This is a genomic window from Pontibacter akesuensis, assembly GCF_001611675.1.
GTDB lineage: Bacteria > Bacteroidota > Bacteroidia > Cytophagales > Hymenobacteraceae > Pontibacter > Pontibacter akesuensis.
This window is the reverse complement of sequence record NZ_CP014766.1, coordinates 3,098,189-3,113,385: the sequence shown is the minus strand read 5'-3', so window position 1 is coordinate 3,113,385 and position 15,197 is coordinate 3,098,189. Positions and strand designations below refer to the sequence as shown.

The window sequence follows — 15,197 nt, the reverse complement described above, 5'->3', positions numbered from 1 at the left end:
GAACAACGATGGAAGTAATACTTAAAGACGACGTAAAGAACCTTGGCTACAAAAACGATATCGTTGAAGTAAAGCCTGGTTATGGCCGTAACTACCTGATCCCACAGGGGCTGGCAGTTATCGCTGACAAATCAAGCAGAAAAGTAGTAGCTGAAAACATCCGCCAGGCTGCACACAAAGCTGAGAAATTCAAGAATGACGCCCAGGAGCTGGCTAACAGCATCGGCGACATCACGCTTGAGCTTCCTGCAAAAGTGGGCGAGACCGGAAAGATCTTCGGTTCTGTAACTACGCTTCAGCTTTCTGATGCCCTGAAGGCAAAAGGATTTGATGTAGACCGCAAGCGTATCTCTTTCGACCAGGACGTGAAAACTGCTGGCGAATACACCGCAACACTTAACCTGCACAAGGAAGTGAAGCACCAGGTACGTTTCAATGTAGTGGCTGAATAAGCTTCTTCTGAACGATAAAAGATAAAGCGTCCTGCCAGGTATGGCAGGACGCTTTTTTTTGCCCTTTGCCGTACATTTGTCTAAAGCCACGCCCATACTTATGTTTCGCACCGAAGTAAACGTACCCTCTGCAAATCTTAACCTGACGTTACAGGACAAAGTAGTTACCATCGGCTCTTGCTTTGCAGAGGTGATTGGCAACAAGCTACAGCAGCAAAAGGTAGATGTGCTGGTGAATCCCTTCGGTACCATTTTCAACCCCATATCAGTGTGCCTGCTGCTGAAAGCCGCCTCGGGCCAGCCCTATAACTTCGAGAATCACCTGGTGGAGCACAAGGGCATCTGGTACGCCTACGACCTGCACTCTTCCCTCTCCTCCCCAGACAAACAGGAGCTGCTGCAGCAAATTCAGCATAGCCTGCAGCGCACCAGCGACTATCTGCAACAAGCCTCGCTGCTCATCATCACGCTGGGCACGGCTGTGGCGTACAGGCTTCGCGACACCGGCAAGGTGGTGGCCAACTGCCATAAGCTGCCCGGTAGCAATTTCTCCAGGGTGCTGTTAAGCCCGGGTGAAGCCTTGCCCGCGTTAGAGGATATGCATGGCTTTCTCAAACAGATTAACCCAAAGCTGAAGGTGCTGCTAACGGTAAGCCCGGTGCGCCATATCAAGGAAACCATCCAAACCAACAGTGTAAGCAAATCTGTTCTGCGCGTGCTGGCGCATCAACTGGAGGATGCCCACGAGGACGTGCTATACTTCCCGGCCTACGAGATTATGATGGATGATTTGCGGGACTACCGCTTTTACAAGCAGGACATGCTGCACCCCACCGAGCTTGCCGAAGACTATATTTGGGAAAAGTTTGTGGCTGCGTTCTATACTTCGGAGTTCAGACAATTTATGAGCGCGTGGGAGAAAATACAGCGGGCCGTGGCACACCGCCCGTTTCACCAAGCATCAGCCGCCCACCAGGCCTTTGTGCGAACTACGCTGGGGCAACTGCATACTTTGGCGCAGAAGTATAACATCGACATCAGCGCTGAAGAGCAGGCCCTGCAGCATCAGCTCCTCCCCTAGCCATACTTGCCACCCAAACACTTTTGCCAGCCTTCGCCGTAGAAATAAGCTGCTATACTTTAGTCGCGCACGTATCAAGTAGCACGATTTATAAATATCGTCATTCACACAAACCAAGGCCGAAGTCTTGTGTTTTGTGTCCTGATACTTGTGTCTAAAAACGAACTTATGGCCGAAGACAGAAAACCGAACCGACTCCTGAACGAAAGCAGCCCCTACCTGCTGCAGCACGCTTACAACCCCGTGGACTGGTATCCGTGGGGCGAGGAAGCACTGCAGAAGGCAAAGCAGGAGGATAAGCCCATACTTGTCAGCATTGGCTATGCCGCCTGCCACTGGTGCCATGTCATGGAGCATCAGTCGTTTGAGCAGGAGAAGATTGCTGAAGTGATGAACAAGCACTTTGTGTGCATTAAGGTGGATCGGGAGGAACGCCCGGATGTGGATGCAGTATACATGGATGCGATGCAGGCCATGGGTGTGCGGGGCGGCTGGCCGCTCAACGTGTTCCTCAACCCAGAGGCCAAGCCATTTTACGGCGGCACTTACTTTCCGCCGCAGCAGTGGGTAAGCCTCTTGGCTAACATTGCAGCGGCCTATGAGAAAAGCCGCTCGGAATTAGACAAGTCGGCGGAGCAGTTTGCAAAGCACCTGAATGTGAGCGAACTGGACAAGTATGGCCTGCAGCAAAAGAACTTCCACATCCGCGAAGACGACTTTAAGCTGATGGGCTACAACCTCAGCACCCGGTTCGACAAGAAACGCGGCGGCATGGGCGAAGCGCCAAAGTTTCCAATGCCCAGCAACTACCTCCTCCTGCTGCGTTACCAGCACCACACCAGCGACTATACCGCACTTAACCAGGTAGACCTCACGCTCCGCGAGATGGCCTATGGCGGTATTTACGACCAAATTGGCGGCGGCTTTGCCCGTTACTCAGTCGATGCGGAGTGGCTCGTGCCGCATTTTGAGAAGATGCTGTACGACAATGGGCAACTTATCTCGCTTTACGCGGAAGCCTACCAGGCCACACGGGAGACACTGTACCACGACGTGGTGTACGAGACTATCGGCTTTGTGGAGCGGGAACTGATGAGCACTGAAGGTGGCTTTTATTCTTCCCTGGATGCAGACAGCGAAGGTGTGGAGGGCAAGTTTTATACATTCACTAAAGATGAACTGCAGGAAATGATGGGCGACGAGGAACCGCTCTTCTCCAAGTACTACCACGCTACCGCCGCAGGCAATTTTGAGCACGGGCAGAACATCCTGCACCGCCGCATTTCCGACGAAGAGTTTGCACAGGAGAACCAATTGGAGCTGGAGGTGCTGCAGGAGATGGTGCAGGGCTGGAAAGAGACTATTATGGAGGTGCGGGCGAAGCGCGTGCGACCGGGCCTGGACGATAAGATCCTCACCTCCTGGAATGCGCTCATGCTGAAAGCCCTCTCCGACGCTTACTACGTGTTCGGAAACAAGCATTTCCTGGATCTGGCGCTGCGCAACGCCAACTTTATACTTGCAAACCTGAAGCAAGGCGAAAAACTCTACCGGAACTACAAACAAGGCCGCGCCACCATTGATGCGTTTCTGGAAGACTATGCCTTACTGGCTCGTGCGTTCATACGATTGTACGAGGTAACGTTTCAGGAGAAGTGGCTGCAGGAGGCAAAGCGCCTAACAGATTATGCCCTGGAGAACTTCTTTGACAGGACGGAAGGTATGTTCTTCTTCACAGACCAGCGCTCAGAAAAGCTGATCGCGCGCAAGAAGGAGATTTTTGACAATGTGGTGCCGGCCTCCAATTCGGTCATGGCAACCAACCTCCACTTCCTTGGTTTATACTTTGATGACGAACGTTACATGGCGCTGTCGGACGAGATGCTGGCCAAGGTAAAAGACTTACTGCTCAAAGAGCCGTCGCACCTGAGTAACTGGGCTTCGTTATACTTCCACAAACTTACGCCTACCGCCGAGGTAACCATTGTAGGCCCGGAGGCGCCAGAGCTTCGCGCAGAGTTAAGTGCTTTTTACCTGCCCAATATGATCCTGATCGGTAGTGAAACAGGAGAAGGCAGCAGCATTCCGTTATTGGAAGACAAAGTAGCCATCAACGGAAAAACCACCATCTACGTCTGCTTCAACAAAACCTGCCAACTGCCTGTACACACCGCCGCAGAAGCACTCGAGCAGCTGCGCGACAGGGAAGACGAACCGAAGTTCCCGGCGTTGTAGCGCATCAAGTATAATCGTATTTAAAAAGGAACCCACCCCTGCCCCTCCGAGGGGGGAAATTATCCGCAGAAGTAGAACATCCCCCTACCCCCTTCAAAGGGGGACTTAGCCTTTGTTGCATAGTCAAGGTAATTGCAATCTGAATAGATCGCACCATTGAGTTGAGCGGCTAATTGGAACAGCTTATTCATGTATCGTGTTACAGCAGCATCTTCAACACTTCGCTTTGTAGCTCCAAATGTGTAAATTAGAGCTTCAGAACTAATACCAACCGTAACCAATCATGAATAAACGTACTTACCTGAGTATGTTACTGGCCGCAGCAATGGCTCTCCCTTATAGCGCTGCAACGGGCCAGGACAAAAAAGAGGCCGCCAAGTGGAAAGTGGACGCCGAGCACGGCCCGCAGAAAGAAATATCTTTCACCACGAACGAAGGCACCTGGATGAGCGTGGATGTGAGCCCTGACGGCAAAGAAATCATTTTCGATATGCTGGGCGATATTTACATCATGCCTGCTTCCGGCGGCAAGGCAAAGCTTCTTCGCAGCGGCCGCCCTTACGAGGTGCAGCCGCGTTTCAGCCCGAACGGCCAGTATATTTCCTTTACATCTGATGCCGGAGGAGGCGATAACATCTGGGTGATGAAGCGTGACGGATCGGATGCCAAGCAAATAACGGACGAAAGCTTCCGTCTGCTCAACAATGCTGTCTGGACGCCGGACGGGGAATACCTGGTTGCCCGCAAGCACTACACCAACACCCGCTCGCTGGGAGCCGGTGAGATGTGGATGTACCACCGCTCCGGTGGCGCAGGCATACAGCTAACCAAGCGCAAAAACGACCAGCAGGATGCGGGTGAGCCCTTTGCATCGCCTGATGGCAAGTACGTATACTTTTCCGAAGACATGAGCGGCGGCTCTAACTTTGAGTACAACAAAGACCCGAATGGCCAGATCTACGTGATCCGTCGCGTGGACCGCAACACAGGAAAAATCGAAAACGTCATTACCGGAAACGGGGGCTCTGTTCGCCCGGTTATTTCCCGGGATGGCAAGCAGGTTGCGTTTGTGCGCCGCGTGCGCACCAAATCGGTGCTGTTTGTGCACGACCTGAAAACAGGCGAAGAGTGGCCGGTGTACGACAAACTGAACCACGACCAGCAGGAAGCCTGGGCTATCTTCGGCGTTTACCCTTACTTCTCCTGGACACCAGACAACAAAAGCCTCGTGTTCTGGGCTGATGGCAAAATCAACAAGTTGGATGTAGCTACGAAGCAGGTAAGCAACATTCCTTTCGAGGCAACGGCTACGCATTATATTACCGATGCCGTGCGCCACGACCACAGCAAGAACGGCGGTGTTTCGCCGAAGCAATTCACAGCAAAGGCAATCCGCCATGCCGTTACCTCTCCGGATGGCAAGACGCTGGTGTTTAACGCTGCCGGATACATTTACAAGAAAGACCTGCCAAACGGCAAGCCCGAGCGCATCACCTCTGGCAAAGACTTTGAGTTCTATCCTTCTTTCTCGCCGGATGGAAAGCAGCTGGTATTCACCACCTGGAACGATGACAATTTCGGGGGTGTGTACAAACTCGACATCCGCAAGAAGAACCCAAAAGCAGTTAAACTGACAACTGAGAAAGGCTTCTTTACAGAGCCTACCTTCTCGCCGAACGGCAAATACATTGTGTTCAGCAAAGACGGTGGCAACAACCACATGGGCTATGCACACGGCAAAGACCGCGGCATTTACTACATTCCAGCCGATGGAGGCAAAGCAACCCTGGTGCAGGAGCGAGGCGCTTCTCCCCTGTTCAACGCTACGTCGGACCGTATCTTCTTTACCGGCAGCGAAGGCGAGAAGTATGCTTTCAAGAGTGTAGACCTGAACGGAAAAAATGAGCAGACGCACTATACCTCTAAGTATACTGATCAGTTCTACCCTAGCCCGGACAACAAGTGGATTGGTTTTGTAGAGCTGTTCAACGGCTATATCGCCCCTTTCACCACGAACGGTGCCGGCTTGGATTTAAGCGCTGATACCAAAGCTGTTCCGGTTGCACGTTTCACCCGCGACGCCGGCACCAGCATCCACTGGTCAGCCGACAGTAAGAAGATCAATTGGGTGTTAGGTGATGAGTATTTCTCCAACGACCTGAAAGACCGCTTCACGTTTGTAGCCGGTGCACCGGATAAACTTCCAGCCATCGACACAACAGGTTTGAAAATTGGCCTGGAGCTGAAAACCGATATTCCAGAGGGCAAAGTAGCCTTCACCAATGCGCGCATCATCACCATGAAAGGGGATGAAGTGATTGAAGGCGGCACGATCATCGTAGACGGCAACCGCATTGTAGCCGTTGGCAAAGATGTGGCTGTTCCAAAAGACGCGAAAGTAATTGACGCTAAGGGCAAAACCATCATGCCGGGCATTGTGGACGCACACGCGCACTTAGGCACTTTCCGCCTGGGCATGAGCCCGCAAAAGCAATGGTCATACTTTGCGAACCTGGCTTACGGCGTTACCACTACGCACGACCCTTCTTCCACAACTGAGATGGTGTTCAGCCAGTCTGAGGCAGTGAAATCGGGCGCTATGATTGGGCCGCGCATTTACTCCACGGGTACGATCCTTTACGGTGCCGATGGCAATTTCAAGGCTGTTATCAATAGCCTTGATGATGCCCGCTCGCACCTGCGCCGTCTAAAAGCAGTAGGTGGCTTCTCGGTGAAGAGCTACAACCAGCCTCGTCGTGAGCAGCGCCAGCAGGTGATTCAGGCAGCCCGTGAACTGGATATGAGTGTGTACCCGGAAGGTGGTTCTACCTTCTTCCACAACATGTCGATGGTGCTGGATGGCCACACAGGTATTGAGCACAACATCCCGGTATCGCCGCTTTACAAAGACGTGCTGGAAGTATGGAAAGCCTCTAAGTCTGGCTACACGCCTACCCTGATCGTGAATTATGGCGCTACGAACGGAGAATACTACTGGTACCAGAACACAAACGTGTGGGAGAAAGACCGCCTGCTCAAGTTCACGCCGCGCTCTATTATTGATGGCCGCGCCCGCTTCGTGACCAAAGTGCCGAACGAGGAGTATGAGAACGGCTACATGGCTACTTCACGCGATGCCAAAGCATTGACCGATAATGGCGTGAAAGTAAACCTCGGCGCTCACGGACAGTTGCAAGGCCTGGGAGCGCACTGGGAGCTTTGGATGCTGCAGCAGGGCGGCATGACGAATCATGAAGCCCTGCGTGCCGCTACGTTGAACGGTGCTGAGTACCTTGGCATGGACAAGGAAATCGGCTCTCTGGAAGCAGGTAAGTTAGCCGACCTGATCGTGCTGGATGCGAACCCGCTGGAGAACATCCAAAACTCGGAGCAGGTGAAGTATACCATGATCAACGGCCACCTTTACGATGCCGCCACCATGGCCGAAGTAGGCAACTACGACAAGAAGCCGGGCAAATTCTGGTGGGAAAACGATAAGTATGCCTCTGCCTTTGATTGGCATGAGGGAACTGATACCCGTTTTGAAGGTATAGCCGGCGAGCACTGCGTGTGCCGCCACTAATTAACTACAATAGAACCATTTAGCTACAGGGGTCATCTCTATCGAAATGGCCCCTGCTTTTTTGATGTCCGGGTGCTACATCAACCTGCTGCATTCCTGCGTACAACAGGCTTTATTCCTACCATCAGAATGCGTAACTTTATTCTTTTGCAGCACCCTTAAGCAGCTAAACAGATACAGAATGCAGCCAGAAGCCGAACTGAAAAAATACTACGACCTTACCAAACGAATGGACGCCCAGGGAGGTCCTGAGGGCAGCACCAATCTATTTGAAGAAATTCTGTGGCAGGAGCAGCAAATCCTTTCCTTCTTTGGCCTGCCTAATTCCGATAAGTACCGGAAAATTCTCTGGGAACTGACTTACGACGAAAAGTTCGGGAAGAAGGCGGTCCAGAATATTGTGAAGCAGCTGCAGGAAGCCGCTGAAACACACCTGCTGGCCCCAGTGCACACAGCCCTTGAAATGCTGAACCAGGCGCAACGGGAGAAATCCAGTGCCTTTGATATTCTGCCGGAGCTTGGTTTTGCCACGCACATCTACACGCTCTATGTGTATGAGCAGCTGCTTCTGAAAGGCGAAATAACAACAGAGGAAGCGCTGGCAGCCCTGCAAAAAACGGCAGAGCCCGCGATCCTGGATAAACTGGGCGTGATGGCCAACAAAGAACAGCCCCGCCGCACGAAATCTTACCGCGAGCTAAAGGAGGAGATCCCATACATAGAAGGCTTCATCGACCATGTGCTGTATGCCGAAGAGGAAATGGAGGAGGACGAAGAAGAGGAGATAACAGTGGAGGGCGATGAGTTCGAGCCTGTCCCTTTCCTGCTGGGGCATCCAGCGGTGGTGGAGCGCATCATTTGCATCGAGCATACCAACATCAGTATGGTAGTGCGGGCCAATAACGAGGACAAACCTGAAATGTATACGCTGGGCATGCATGTGGATGAGTTCAAAGAACTCATGAGCTTGTACGAGCCACTTGGCGCCATCATTCTGGCACGCGGCGAACAATTAACTGCAGAAAACGGCACAGAGGAGCCTGTCATCTACGAAATAGACCTGGAGGAAGACCTGGGGCAAACCCTTGAGATTGACCAGCACTACCTGGAGGTGTACGCCCCGCAGATAAGGGATGAGCGGGGCCGGCTGGAAGAGAACCGCTTTGGCTTTGTGATGCTGCACGAGATTATCCCAATTGGTGAGGTGGAGGAAATTGAGCTGCAGGACGAGGAGGCAGCTTTGAACCAGGTAACCGGACAGCTTAAGCACATCCAGGCGTGGTACGGCTTTTACCTGAACAAGCTAAAATCGCTGAACAAGGTAACCAGCGAGTCCCTTTCCGCCGAAGAAAAGCAACTGATCGCGCGCCACTACGCTGGCCTGCAGGACGACAGCCTGTTTGAATTAGCGCGCCAGTTGCACGAGCTCTACAGCAGGCACCACATCAACTTTGAACTGCGGAATAAGAGCGAAGAGTAAGTTATACCTCTTCTGTCATTTCGAACGCAGTGAGAAATCTAGCTGGAATGTGCAAAAGATCTCTCCTATCGTCGAGATGACAATAGTGTGATTTGAAAATTATAAATTCCACATGCAAGTATAAAATAGGAGAGGCTGTGCGGTGTGCACAGCCTCTCCTATTTTATACTTGCTAAAGCATCTTTTACTTCACTGCCTCCAGCACTCTTTTGAACAGCTCATTCTGGTTGCCGTTGTGCCAGCGCCACACGATCACGATATCGTGCTCCGGGTCTACCCATACGGTGTTTTGACCGGCACCCAGGGCGGCGTAGCTGGTTTTTGGAGCGTCAGGCCAGGCCTCCCCGCTTGTGTTCAGCCACCAGAGGTAGCCGTAGTCTGGTCCTACCGGGCCGCGTGCTGTTGTTGCCTGCTTCACCCACTCCTCTGAAATAAGCTGTTTGTCTTCCCAGCGGCCGTTGCGCAGAAACAGGTAGCCAAAACGGGCTTCGTCGCGGGCGCTGATCCAGAGGCCACCGCCCCAGCGCGTGCCACCGCTCACCGAAGGCATCTGTTTGCCATTCACTGTCGCGATAGAATTTTGATAGGGCACCCAGCGCCAGGTTTCAGAAGCATCAATCGGGTCCATGATTTCATCTTCCAGCACCTCCGGCAGCGGTTTCTCCCACACCCTCAGCAGCGACAGCGCAAAACGATTGATGCGGGTGTCGTTGTACTCATAGAAAGTACCTGGCTCCTGCAGTTCGCGTGGCTTGCGTTCGCCGCGGCCATATTCCTCTTTTCCCACAAAATCATCCTTCTTGCCCCACAGCTCCCCCTGCCACTCTGACGTCTGCCGGGCGTGGTGCTCCCAAGTGACCTTGCTGTTCTGTGCGGAAGCATAGCCACCATCGTTCACATACCTGGCAACCGGGTCATTTATACTTTGAATCATCCCTTTGTCGAGCGTGAGGCCAAGTATGGTTGATAAGAAGCTCTTCGCCACACTGTAGGTCGGGTCCACCGCTTTGGTATCTCCCCACTCCGCCACAATGTAGCCGTCTTTCAGGATGATGCCGTTGGTATTGGCCCTGGTGGCGGGAAGCGGACCAAGTGGCCTGCCGAAGATCTCTGCCTGCGTAGAGAAGTCTTTTTCGATTTGCTGTGTTTCCTGGGTCTTGGCCCATTCCACTGCCGCCTGCAACTTTGCCGGATCCAGGCCTAACTCTTCAGGATTGCGACGCTCCCAGTTATCGCCCTCTTCGGGGTAATAGAATTCAGAGGCAGTTGCCTGAGCTGTAGTCGCATCAGAGGCAGAGGTCTGTGTGGTCGCTGTAGTTTGCTGTGGCTGCTGCTGGCAGGAGAAAAGGCTAAGTGCCAGCGTAAGTGCAAGTATGGAATTCCGAAGCATATTTTATTTAAGTTTGATGCCTGAAGCTACTAAAATTTGACTGTATCTACACTAATCAGGGGTCGTATCTAAAACAATAACACAGGTTAACTGGTACGTATAAACCAGCTAACGCATTAAACTATGTTAAAGATAAAAGTATACTCCGACTATGTATGCCCCTACTGCTTTTACGGTGAGGTGGTGCTGGAGCGGGCACTCAAAGGCCTGGAAGATAAAGTGGAAGTAGAATGGATGCCTTTCGAACTGCGCCCCTACCCGACCCCGACACTTAAACCCGAGGAAGACTACCTGCAGACTACCTGGAAAAATTCTGTTTACCCCATGGGCAAGCAACTGGATGTGCACATGGTGCTGCCCAAGGTTTCGCCGCAGCCGCACACGCACCTGGCTTTTGAAGGGTATCAGTTTGCAAAAGAAAAGGGTTTGGGCGAAGCCTACACGCACCGCATGTTCACCGCTTTTTTCCAGGAGGAGCAGGATTTGGGAGATAAGGCCGTGCTGGCGAATTTGGCACAAGAAGTAGGATTGGACGCAGTGGAATTTGCAAAGGCGCTCGACTCGGGCAAATATAAACAGGCGCACCTGGATGCCTTGAAGCATGCGTACGAAGAAGTTGGCGTTTCGGCAGTGCCAACGTTTATTATCGGGAACAAAAAACTGCGTGGGTTGCTGCGTGAGGAAGATTTAAGAAAGCTGATAGAGCAGGAACTAGGCTAAGTTCCTGCCCCTGCTTTTTTTACCAGCCTCCTCTGCTCCTGCCACCAAATAAGCCGCCCAACAGCGAACCTAAGCCGCCAGACCTGCGCATGTTGCCGTAGCCCCTGCTGCCGTTAAGCCCACCAAGTATAGAAACGATGGAACCGAGGCCGCCGCCACTGCGGTACATGCCGCCACCGCCCATCATTCCGCCGCCTAAAAGGCCGCCGAGCAAACCGCCGCCCATCATGCCGCCACCATAACCGTAGCGTCTACGGCGCCCTCCGCTTAAAAGGCTGGCAATTACGAGCGGAGCGGCCACGCCAAGTATACCTTTCACCATGTTCGGCGAAATACCTGCGTTCTTGAACATATCCCCGAAGCCGTTCTTGTTCAGAAAAGACTGCGACGTGGGGTCCTCCCCGTGCTTCTGTGCCTCATCGGCCTTGTTCACGTAGTCCTCAATAATGCTGTACTGCTTCTGGCTCACGCTCAGGTAATCAGCCATTTGCTGTATGCGCCGCTGCTCCTCCTGCGAGTACTCGCCATCGGCTTTGGCGAAGCTGATGATATCGGTGATAAAGGAAAAGCGCAGCTGGCTCCCCTTCAGCACATCCAGGCACTTCTGCACATTGATGATGGATGGCTCTTTGGCAATGGCGATTACCTCGCTGTGTACGTTCTCCGGCAGTTCAGCCGCTTCGCTCATCAAACTAAGAAACTCTAGTTCTTCATCACTTGCTTTGCCGTCTGCCGCGGCCATAGTAGCCAGCGCGCCAAAATAGGCTCCTTTTTCCTCCTGCGAGTATTCTTTAAGTAGTTTATCCTGCTGTTGCTCCATTTGTTCTCATAGTTTAGATGTGTGCTGTTTTAACGGATTTAGGCGCCGGTAAGTTAGCGGGAAGAAGCAAAGGCGCCCGTACGCCTTTTTTAAGTATAAAAGCAAAAGGCTGCTCATGTACATGAACAGCCTTTTGCCCTGAAATCATACGTTTTTCTGATGCAGTACTATAACAACCGCTGCAGCTGATGTTTTTGCCTTACTTTTTTGATATTTCATAACTGTAGGCCTTACTGGTCTTGGCGTCGCTGTAGTCATGCTGCAAGCCTCCCCAACTGCCATAAAGATAGGCCGTTACGGCTACTACAATTCCGATCAGCAGGAAGCGTGTCTTTGTTTTTCCAGTTCTCATGATGGTTGGTTTGATGATGTTGTGTTTTTGGTGTTATTAAGCAGAAACTATCTGCGGCACTCGCTGCTTTTCCCCCTTTGTTAAAGCATGGCCATGCAGGCAATAATCCGGCTGCGTTTGTACTGAAGCCTGAAAATGATGTGGTGGTACTAAATGTCACAGCTATACTTACAGCCAAGCTTTAACTAATTCCTAGCTCCCGCTGGACTTTTCTTCGCAATCCGATAGTAGTACTAAGCCAATAATGAAATTAAATACTTTTCTCAGGTATGGTTTAAAGGTGAGCATAGTTTGATTTGTGTTTTATCCAGCGTTATGTTAGTGTAAGGTTGTTTCCAGTTTATAAAATTGAATGTTATTCCCACTAGCCTCTCCAGTGGCTTTGTGTAAGTATAGCTTTGTAAGAAGAAACGCTTTAGCAGTTTAAACTGGCGTTAAAAAGATAATTATAGCACTATGAGCTGCACAATATAATAAAAGCTGACAACATAACATCATATTTATACTATATATATTATTTTTTATACTTAGACTCACCATCTGCCAAATTCTACGGCTGCCGTGCATTTAACCGGCGGAATGCTTAAATTCAGCAAACAAAACTAGAGCAACCCTAACCTAATCCTATGTTAAAAAAGAATAGCCTGCTCCAGGCAATGGCTTTGCTGCTGACATGCTGCCTAAGCGCCACGCTAAGTATGGCACAGTCCGTGAACGAAGACTCTGTGTATATCCGGCAGAATTATGAGAAAGCGGAGTATAAAGTGCCAATGCGCGACGGCAAAAGCCTGTTCACGGTAGTATACTCTCCAAAGGACAAGAGCAAGAAATACCCGATCCTGATGAACCGCACCCCTTACTCGGTGGGACCTTACGGCGAGGGATACAAAACCAGCCTCGGCCCCAGCCCAACCCTCATGCGCGACGGGTACATATTTGTATACCAGGATGTGCGCGGCACCTACATGTCGGAAGGTGAGTTTGTGAACATGACACCACATATTGCCAAAAAGAAAGGTAAAAAGGATGTGGACGAAAGCACCGACACCTACGATGCCGTGGAATGGCTGGTGAAAAAACTGGACAACGACAACGGCCGGGTGGGCCAGTGGGGCATCTCCTATCCTGGCTTCTACGCCGCCGCCGGTCTGATGAGCAACCATCCTGCCTTGAAGGCGGTTTCGCCACAAGCTCCCATCGCCGACTGGTTCTGGGACGATTTCCACCACAACGGCGCTTTCTTTTTGCCGCACGCCTTTAATTTCCTGGCCAGCTTTGGCCTGCCGCGGCCAGAGCCTACCACGCAGCGCAACCCGCGCTTCGACCACGGCACACCCGATGGCTATGAGTTCTTCATGCGCATGGGACCACTTAAAAACGCGAACGAAAAATACCTTAAAAACAACGTTGCCTTCTGGAACGACCTGGTGGCCCACCCGAACTACGATGCCTTCTGGCAAGCGCGCAACATTCTCCCGCACCTCAAAAACATTAAAGGCACCGCTGTGATGACCGTAGGTGGGTGGTACGATGCCGAAGACTTATACGGTCCGCTCAAGATTTACCAGACCATCGAGAAAAACAACCCGAAACTAACGAACATGATCGTGATGGGCCCCTGGGTGCATGGCGGCTGGGCGCGTAACGATGGCTCCAGCCTCGGCGATGTGCACTTTGGCCAGAAGAACTCGCCCTGGTATCAGCAGGAAGTGGAGGCCCGCTTCTTTAACCACTACCTGAAGAACGATGCGAAGAAGCCGGTAAATCTGCCCGAGGCCATCATGTTTGAAGGTGGTACCAACGAGTGGCGTGAGTTTGCAGTATGGCCACCCAAAGAAGCACAGGAGCGCACGCTATACTTCCACGAAAACGGCAAACTAAGCTTCGAGGCCCCGAAAGCCGGCAAGACACAAGCCAGTGAATACATTTCGGACCCGGCCAAGCCCGTACCTTTCACAGAGGCCGTAGCCACCGGCATGACGCGCGAGTACATGACAGACGACCAGCGCTTCGCCAGCCGCCGCCCTGATGTGCTCACCTTCCAAACCGATGTGCTGACTGAAGATCTGACGCTGGCTGGTGAGATACTGGCTCAGCTAAAAGTAGCCACCACCGGCTCCGATGCCGATTGGGTGGTAAAGCTTATTGACGTATACCCTGATACAGCCCGAGCTAACCCGCACCAGCCCAACAAGCCAATGGGCGGCTACCAGGCTATGGTTCGTAGCGAGGTATTCCGGGGCCGCTTCCGTAACAGCTTCGAAAAGCCGGAGCCTTTCACCCCGAACGAGGTAACGCCGGTAAACGTGGAACTGCAGGACGTGCTGTATACTTTCAAAAAAGGCCACCGCCTGATGGTACAGATCCAAAGCACCTGGTTTCCGCTCGCAGACCGCAACCCGCAGAAGTATGTGGACAATATATTTGAGGCCAACGAAGAAGACTTCATCAAGGCCACTCATAAAGTATACCACACGCCCCAGCAACCAACCAGCCTGAAGGTGAAGGTGCTATAAGTATTTGAGTAGTAACTAATAGATCATTGCGAAGCAGCTTTGTGCTGGTTCAGCAATGTTGAAGAACAGGCGCTGAAGTTATTGCTTCAGCGCCTGTTTTAGTTTTGGTGATTGTGGTAGCCATCCTCTCCTTCCTGTACATAGTTAGTTATCATGATGGCCACCAGCCCACTTCTCCATCAGGTTGTTCTGTTCTGTTACTGTCTTTCAAAAAGGATCTTGTTGATAGATCCCTTCTCCCCCGCCAGTAGCGAATGCTTACTCTCCCTGGGGAAGGGCACTTTATTTGAACAAAGCTTCAGTTTGGTGTTACATGCCTTGTCTTCACTTAGGTTAGTGTACAGATCACATTTGTAAATGGAAGCCACTGCAACATTCGGAGGCCGCCAATTATCGTACAGGAATGGGACCTGAGAACGATTGCCTCTACTATGACGACGCTTGTTGCCTGGAGTTGATCTGTTCTATCCTATAACCTTCTGCAACTTTGAGTTGGGTCCGCAGGCTTTTCCCATCGTATACCTTAGCTATAAAAGCAGCAGCGCCCGGCAAAATGCCGGGCGCTGCT

10 protein-coding genes are annotated in these 15,197 nt (G+C 51.8%); 7 read left to right on the top strand and 3 right to left on the bottom strand.

What is annotated here, in order from left to right; genetic code table 11:
- Positions 1-8 precede the first annotated feature (8 nt).
- The 5 genes from rplI (at position 9) to A0W33_RS13205 (ending at position 8,831) form a co-directional block, all read left to right on the top strand.
- Positions 9-452 carry a 50S ribosomal protein L9 gene (gene rplI / locus A0W33_RS13225; protein ID WP_068838642.1) on the top strand — a complete coding sequence of 148 codons (444 nt, stop codon included), beginning with the start codon at positions 9-11 and terminating at the stop codon, positions 450-452.
- Positions 453-492: 40 nt separating this feature from the next.
- Entirely contained in the window at positions 493-1,533 is a 1,041-nt protein-coding gene (locus A0W33_RS13220; RefSeq protein WP_229802183.1) for a GSCFA domain-containing protein, read from the top strand.
- Positions 1,534-1,701: 168 nt separating this feature from the next.
- Complete coding sequence (locus tag A0W33_RS13215) at positions 1,702-3,768, top strand: thioredoxin domain-containing protein (RefSeq protein ID WP_068838641.1); 2,067 nt, start codon at positions 1,702-1,704, stop codon at positions 3,766-3,768.
- A gap of 283 nt (positions 3,769-4,051) precedes the next feature.
- The gene (locus A0W33_RS13210) at positions 4,052-7,351 is read left to right on the top strand and encodes an amidohydrolase family protein (protein WP_229802181.1); all 3,300 of its coding nucleotides are present in this window, start codon (positions 4,052-4,054) and stop codon (positions 7,349-7,351) included.
- Positions 7,352-7,532: 181 nt separating this feature from the next.
- The gene (locus tag A0W33_RS13205) at positions 7,533-8,831 is read left to right on the top strand and encodes a hypothetical protein (protein WP_068838640.1); all 1,299 of its coding nucleotides are present in this window, start codon (positions 7,533-7,535) and stop codon (positions 8,829-8,831) included.
- Between the two features lie 184 nt (positions 8,832-9,015).
- Here the strand turns inward: A0W33_RS13205 and A0W33_RS13200 are convergent, their stop codons facing one another.
- Entirely contained in the window at positions 9,016-10,221 is a 1,206-nt protein-coding gene (locus A0W33_RS13200) for a serine hydrolase domain-containing protein (protein ID WP_068838639.1), read from the bottom strand.
- Positions 10,222-10,344: 123 nt separating this feature from the next.
- Between A0W33_RS13200 and A0W33_RS13195 the strand changes: the two genes are divergently transcribed.
- Entirely contained in the window at positions 10,345-10,941 is a 597-nt protein-coding gene (locus A0W33_RS13195; protein ID WP_068838638.1) for a DsbA family oxidoreductase, read from the top strand.
- A 19-nt stretch (positions 10,942-10,960) separates the two neighbouring features.
- On the opposite strand, the gene A0W33_RS13190 is transcribed toward A0W33_RS13195, so the two are convergent.
- The gene (locus A0W33_RS13190; RefSeq protein ID WP_068838637.1) at positions 10,961-11,761 is read right to left on the bottom strand and encodes a tellurite resistance TerB family protein; all 801 of its coding nucleotides are present in this window, start codon (positions 11,759-11,761) and stop codon (positions 10,961-10,963) included.
- Between the two features lie 199 nt (positions 11,762-11,960).
- Positions 11,961-12,113, bottom strand: coding sequence for a hypothetical protein (locus tag A0W33_RS20940; RefSeq protein WP_157578041.1), 153 nt, complete (start codon positions 12,111-12,113; stop codon positions 11,961-11,963).
- Positions 12,114-12,739: 626 nt separating this feature from the next.
- On the opposite strand from A0W33_RS20940, the gene A0W33_RS13185 reads away from it, so the two are divergent.
- Complete coding sequence (locus A0W33_RS13185) at positions 12,740-14,629, top strand: CocE/NonD family hydrolase (RefSeq protein ID WP_068838636.1); 1,890 nt, start codon at positions 12,740-12,742, stop codon at positions 14,627-14,629.
- Positions 14,630-15,197: the final 568 nt, after the last annotated feature.

Coding starts and splice junctions, on each gene's coding strand:
- rplI (WP_068838642.1), top strand. CDS start 9: ATGGAAGTAATACTTAAAGACGACGTAAAGAACCTTGGCTACAAAAAC.
- A0W33_RS13220 (WP_229802183.1), top strand. CDS start 493: ATGGCAGGACGCTTTTTTTTGCCCTTTGCCGTACATTTGTCTAAAGCC.
- A0W33_RS13215 (WP_068838641.1), top strand. CDS start 1,702: ATGGCCGAAGACAGAAAACCGAACCGACTCCTGAACGAAAGCAGCCCC.
- A0W33_RS13210 (WP_229802181.1), top strand. CDS start 4,052: ATGAATAAACGTACTTACCTGAGTATGTTACTGGCCGCAGCAATGGCT.
- A0W33_RS13205 (WP_068838640.1), top strand. CDS start 7,533: ATGCAGCCAGAAGCCGAACTGAAAAAATACTACGACCTTACCAAACGA.
- A0W33_RS13200 (WP_068838639.1), bottom strand. CDS start 10,221: ATGCTTCGGAATTCCATACTTGCACTTACGCTGGCACTTAGCCTTTTC.
- A0W33_RS13195 (WP_068838638.1), top strand. CDS start 10,345: ATGTTAAAGATAAAAGTATACTCCGACTATGTATGCCCCTACTGCTTT.
- A0W33_RS13190 (WP_068838637.1), bottom strand. CDS start 11,761: ATGGAGCAACAGCAGGATAAACTACTTAAAGAATACTCGCAGGAGGAA.
- A0W33_RS20940 (WP_157578041.1), bottom strand. CDS start 12,113: ATGAGAACTGGAAAAACAAAGACACGCTTCCTGCTGATCGGAATTGTA.
- A0W33_RS13185 (WP_068838636.1), top strand. CDS start 12,740: ATGTTAAAAAAGAATAGCCTGCTCCAGGCAATGGCTTTGCTGCTGACA.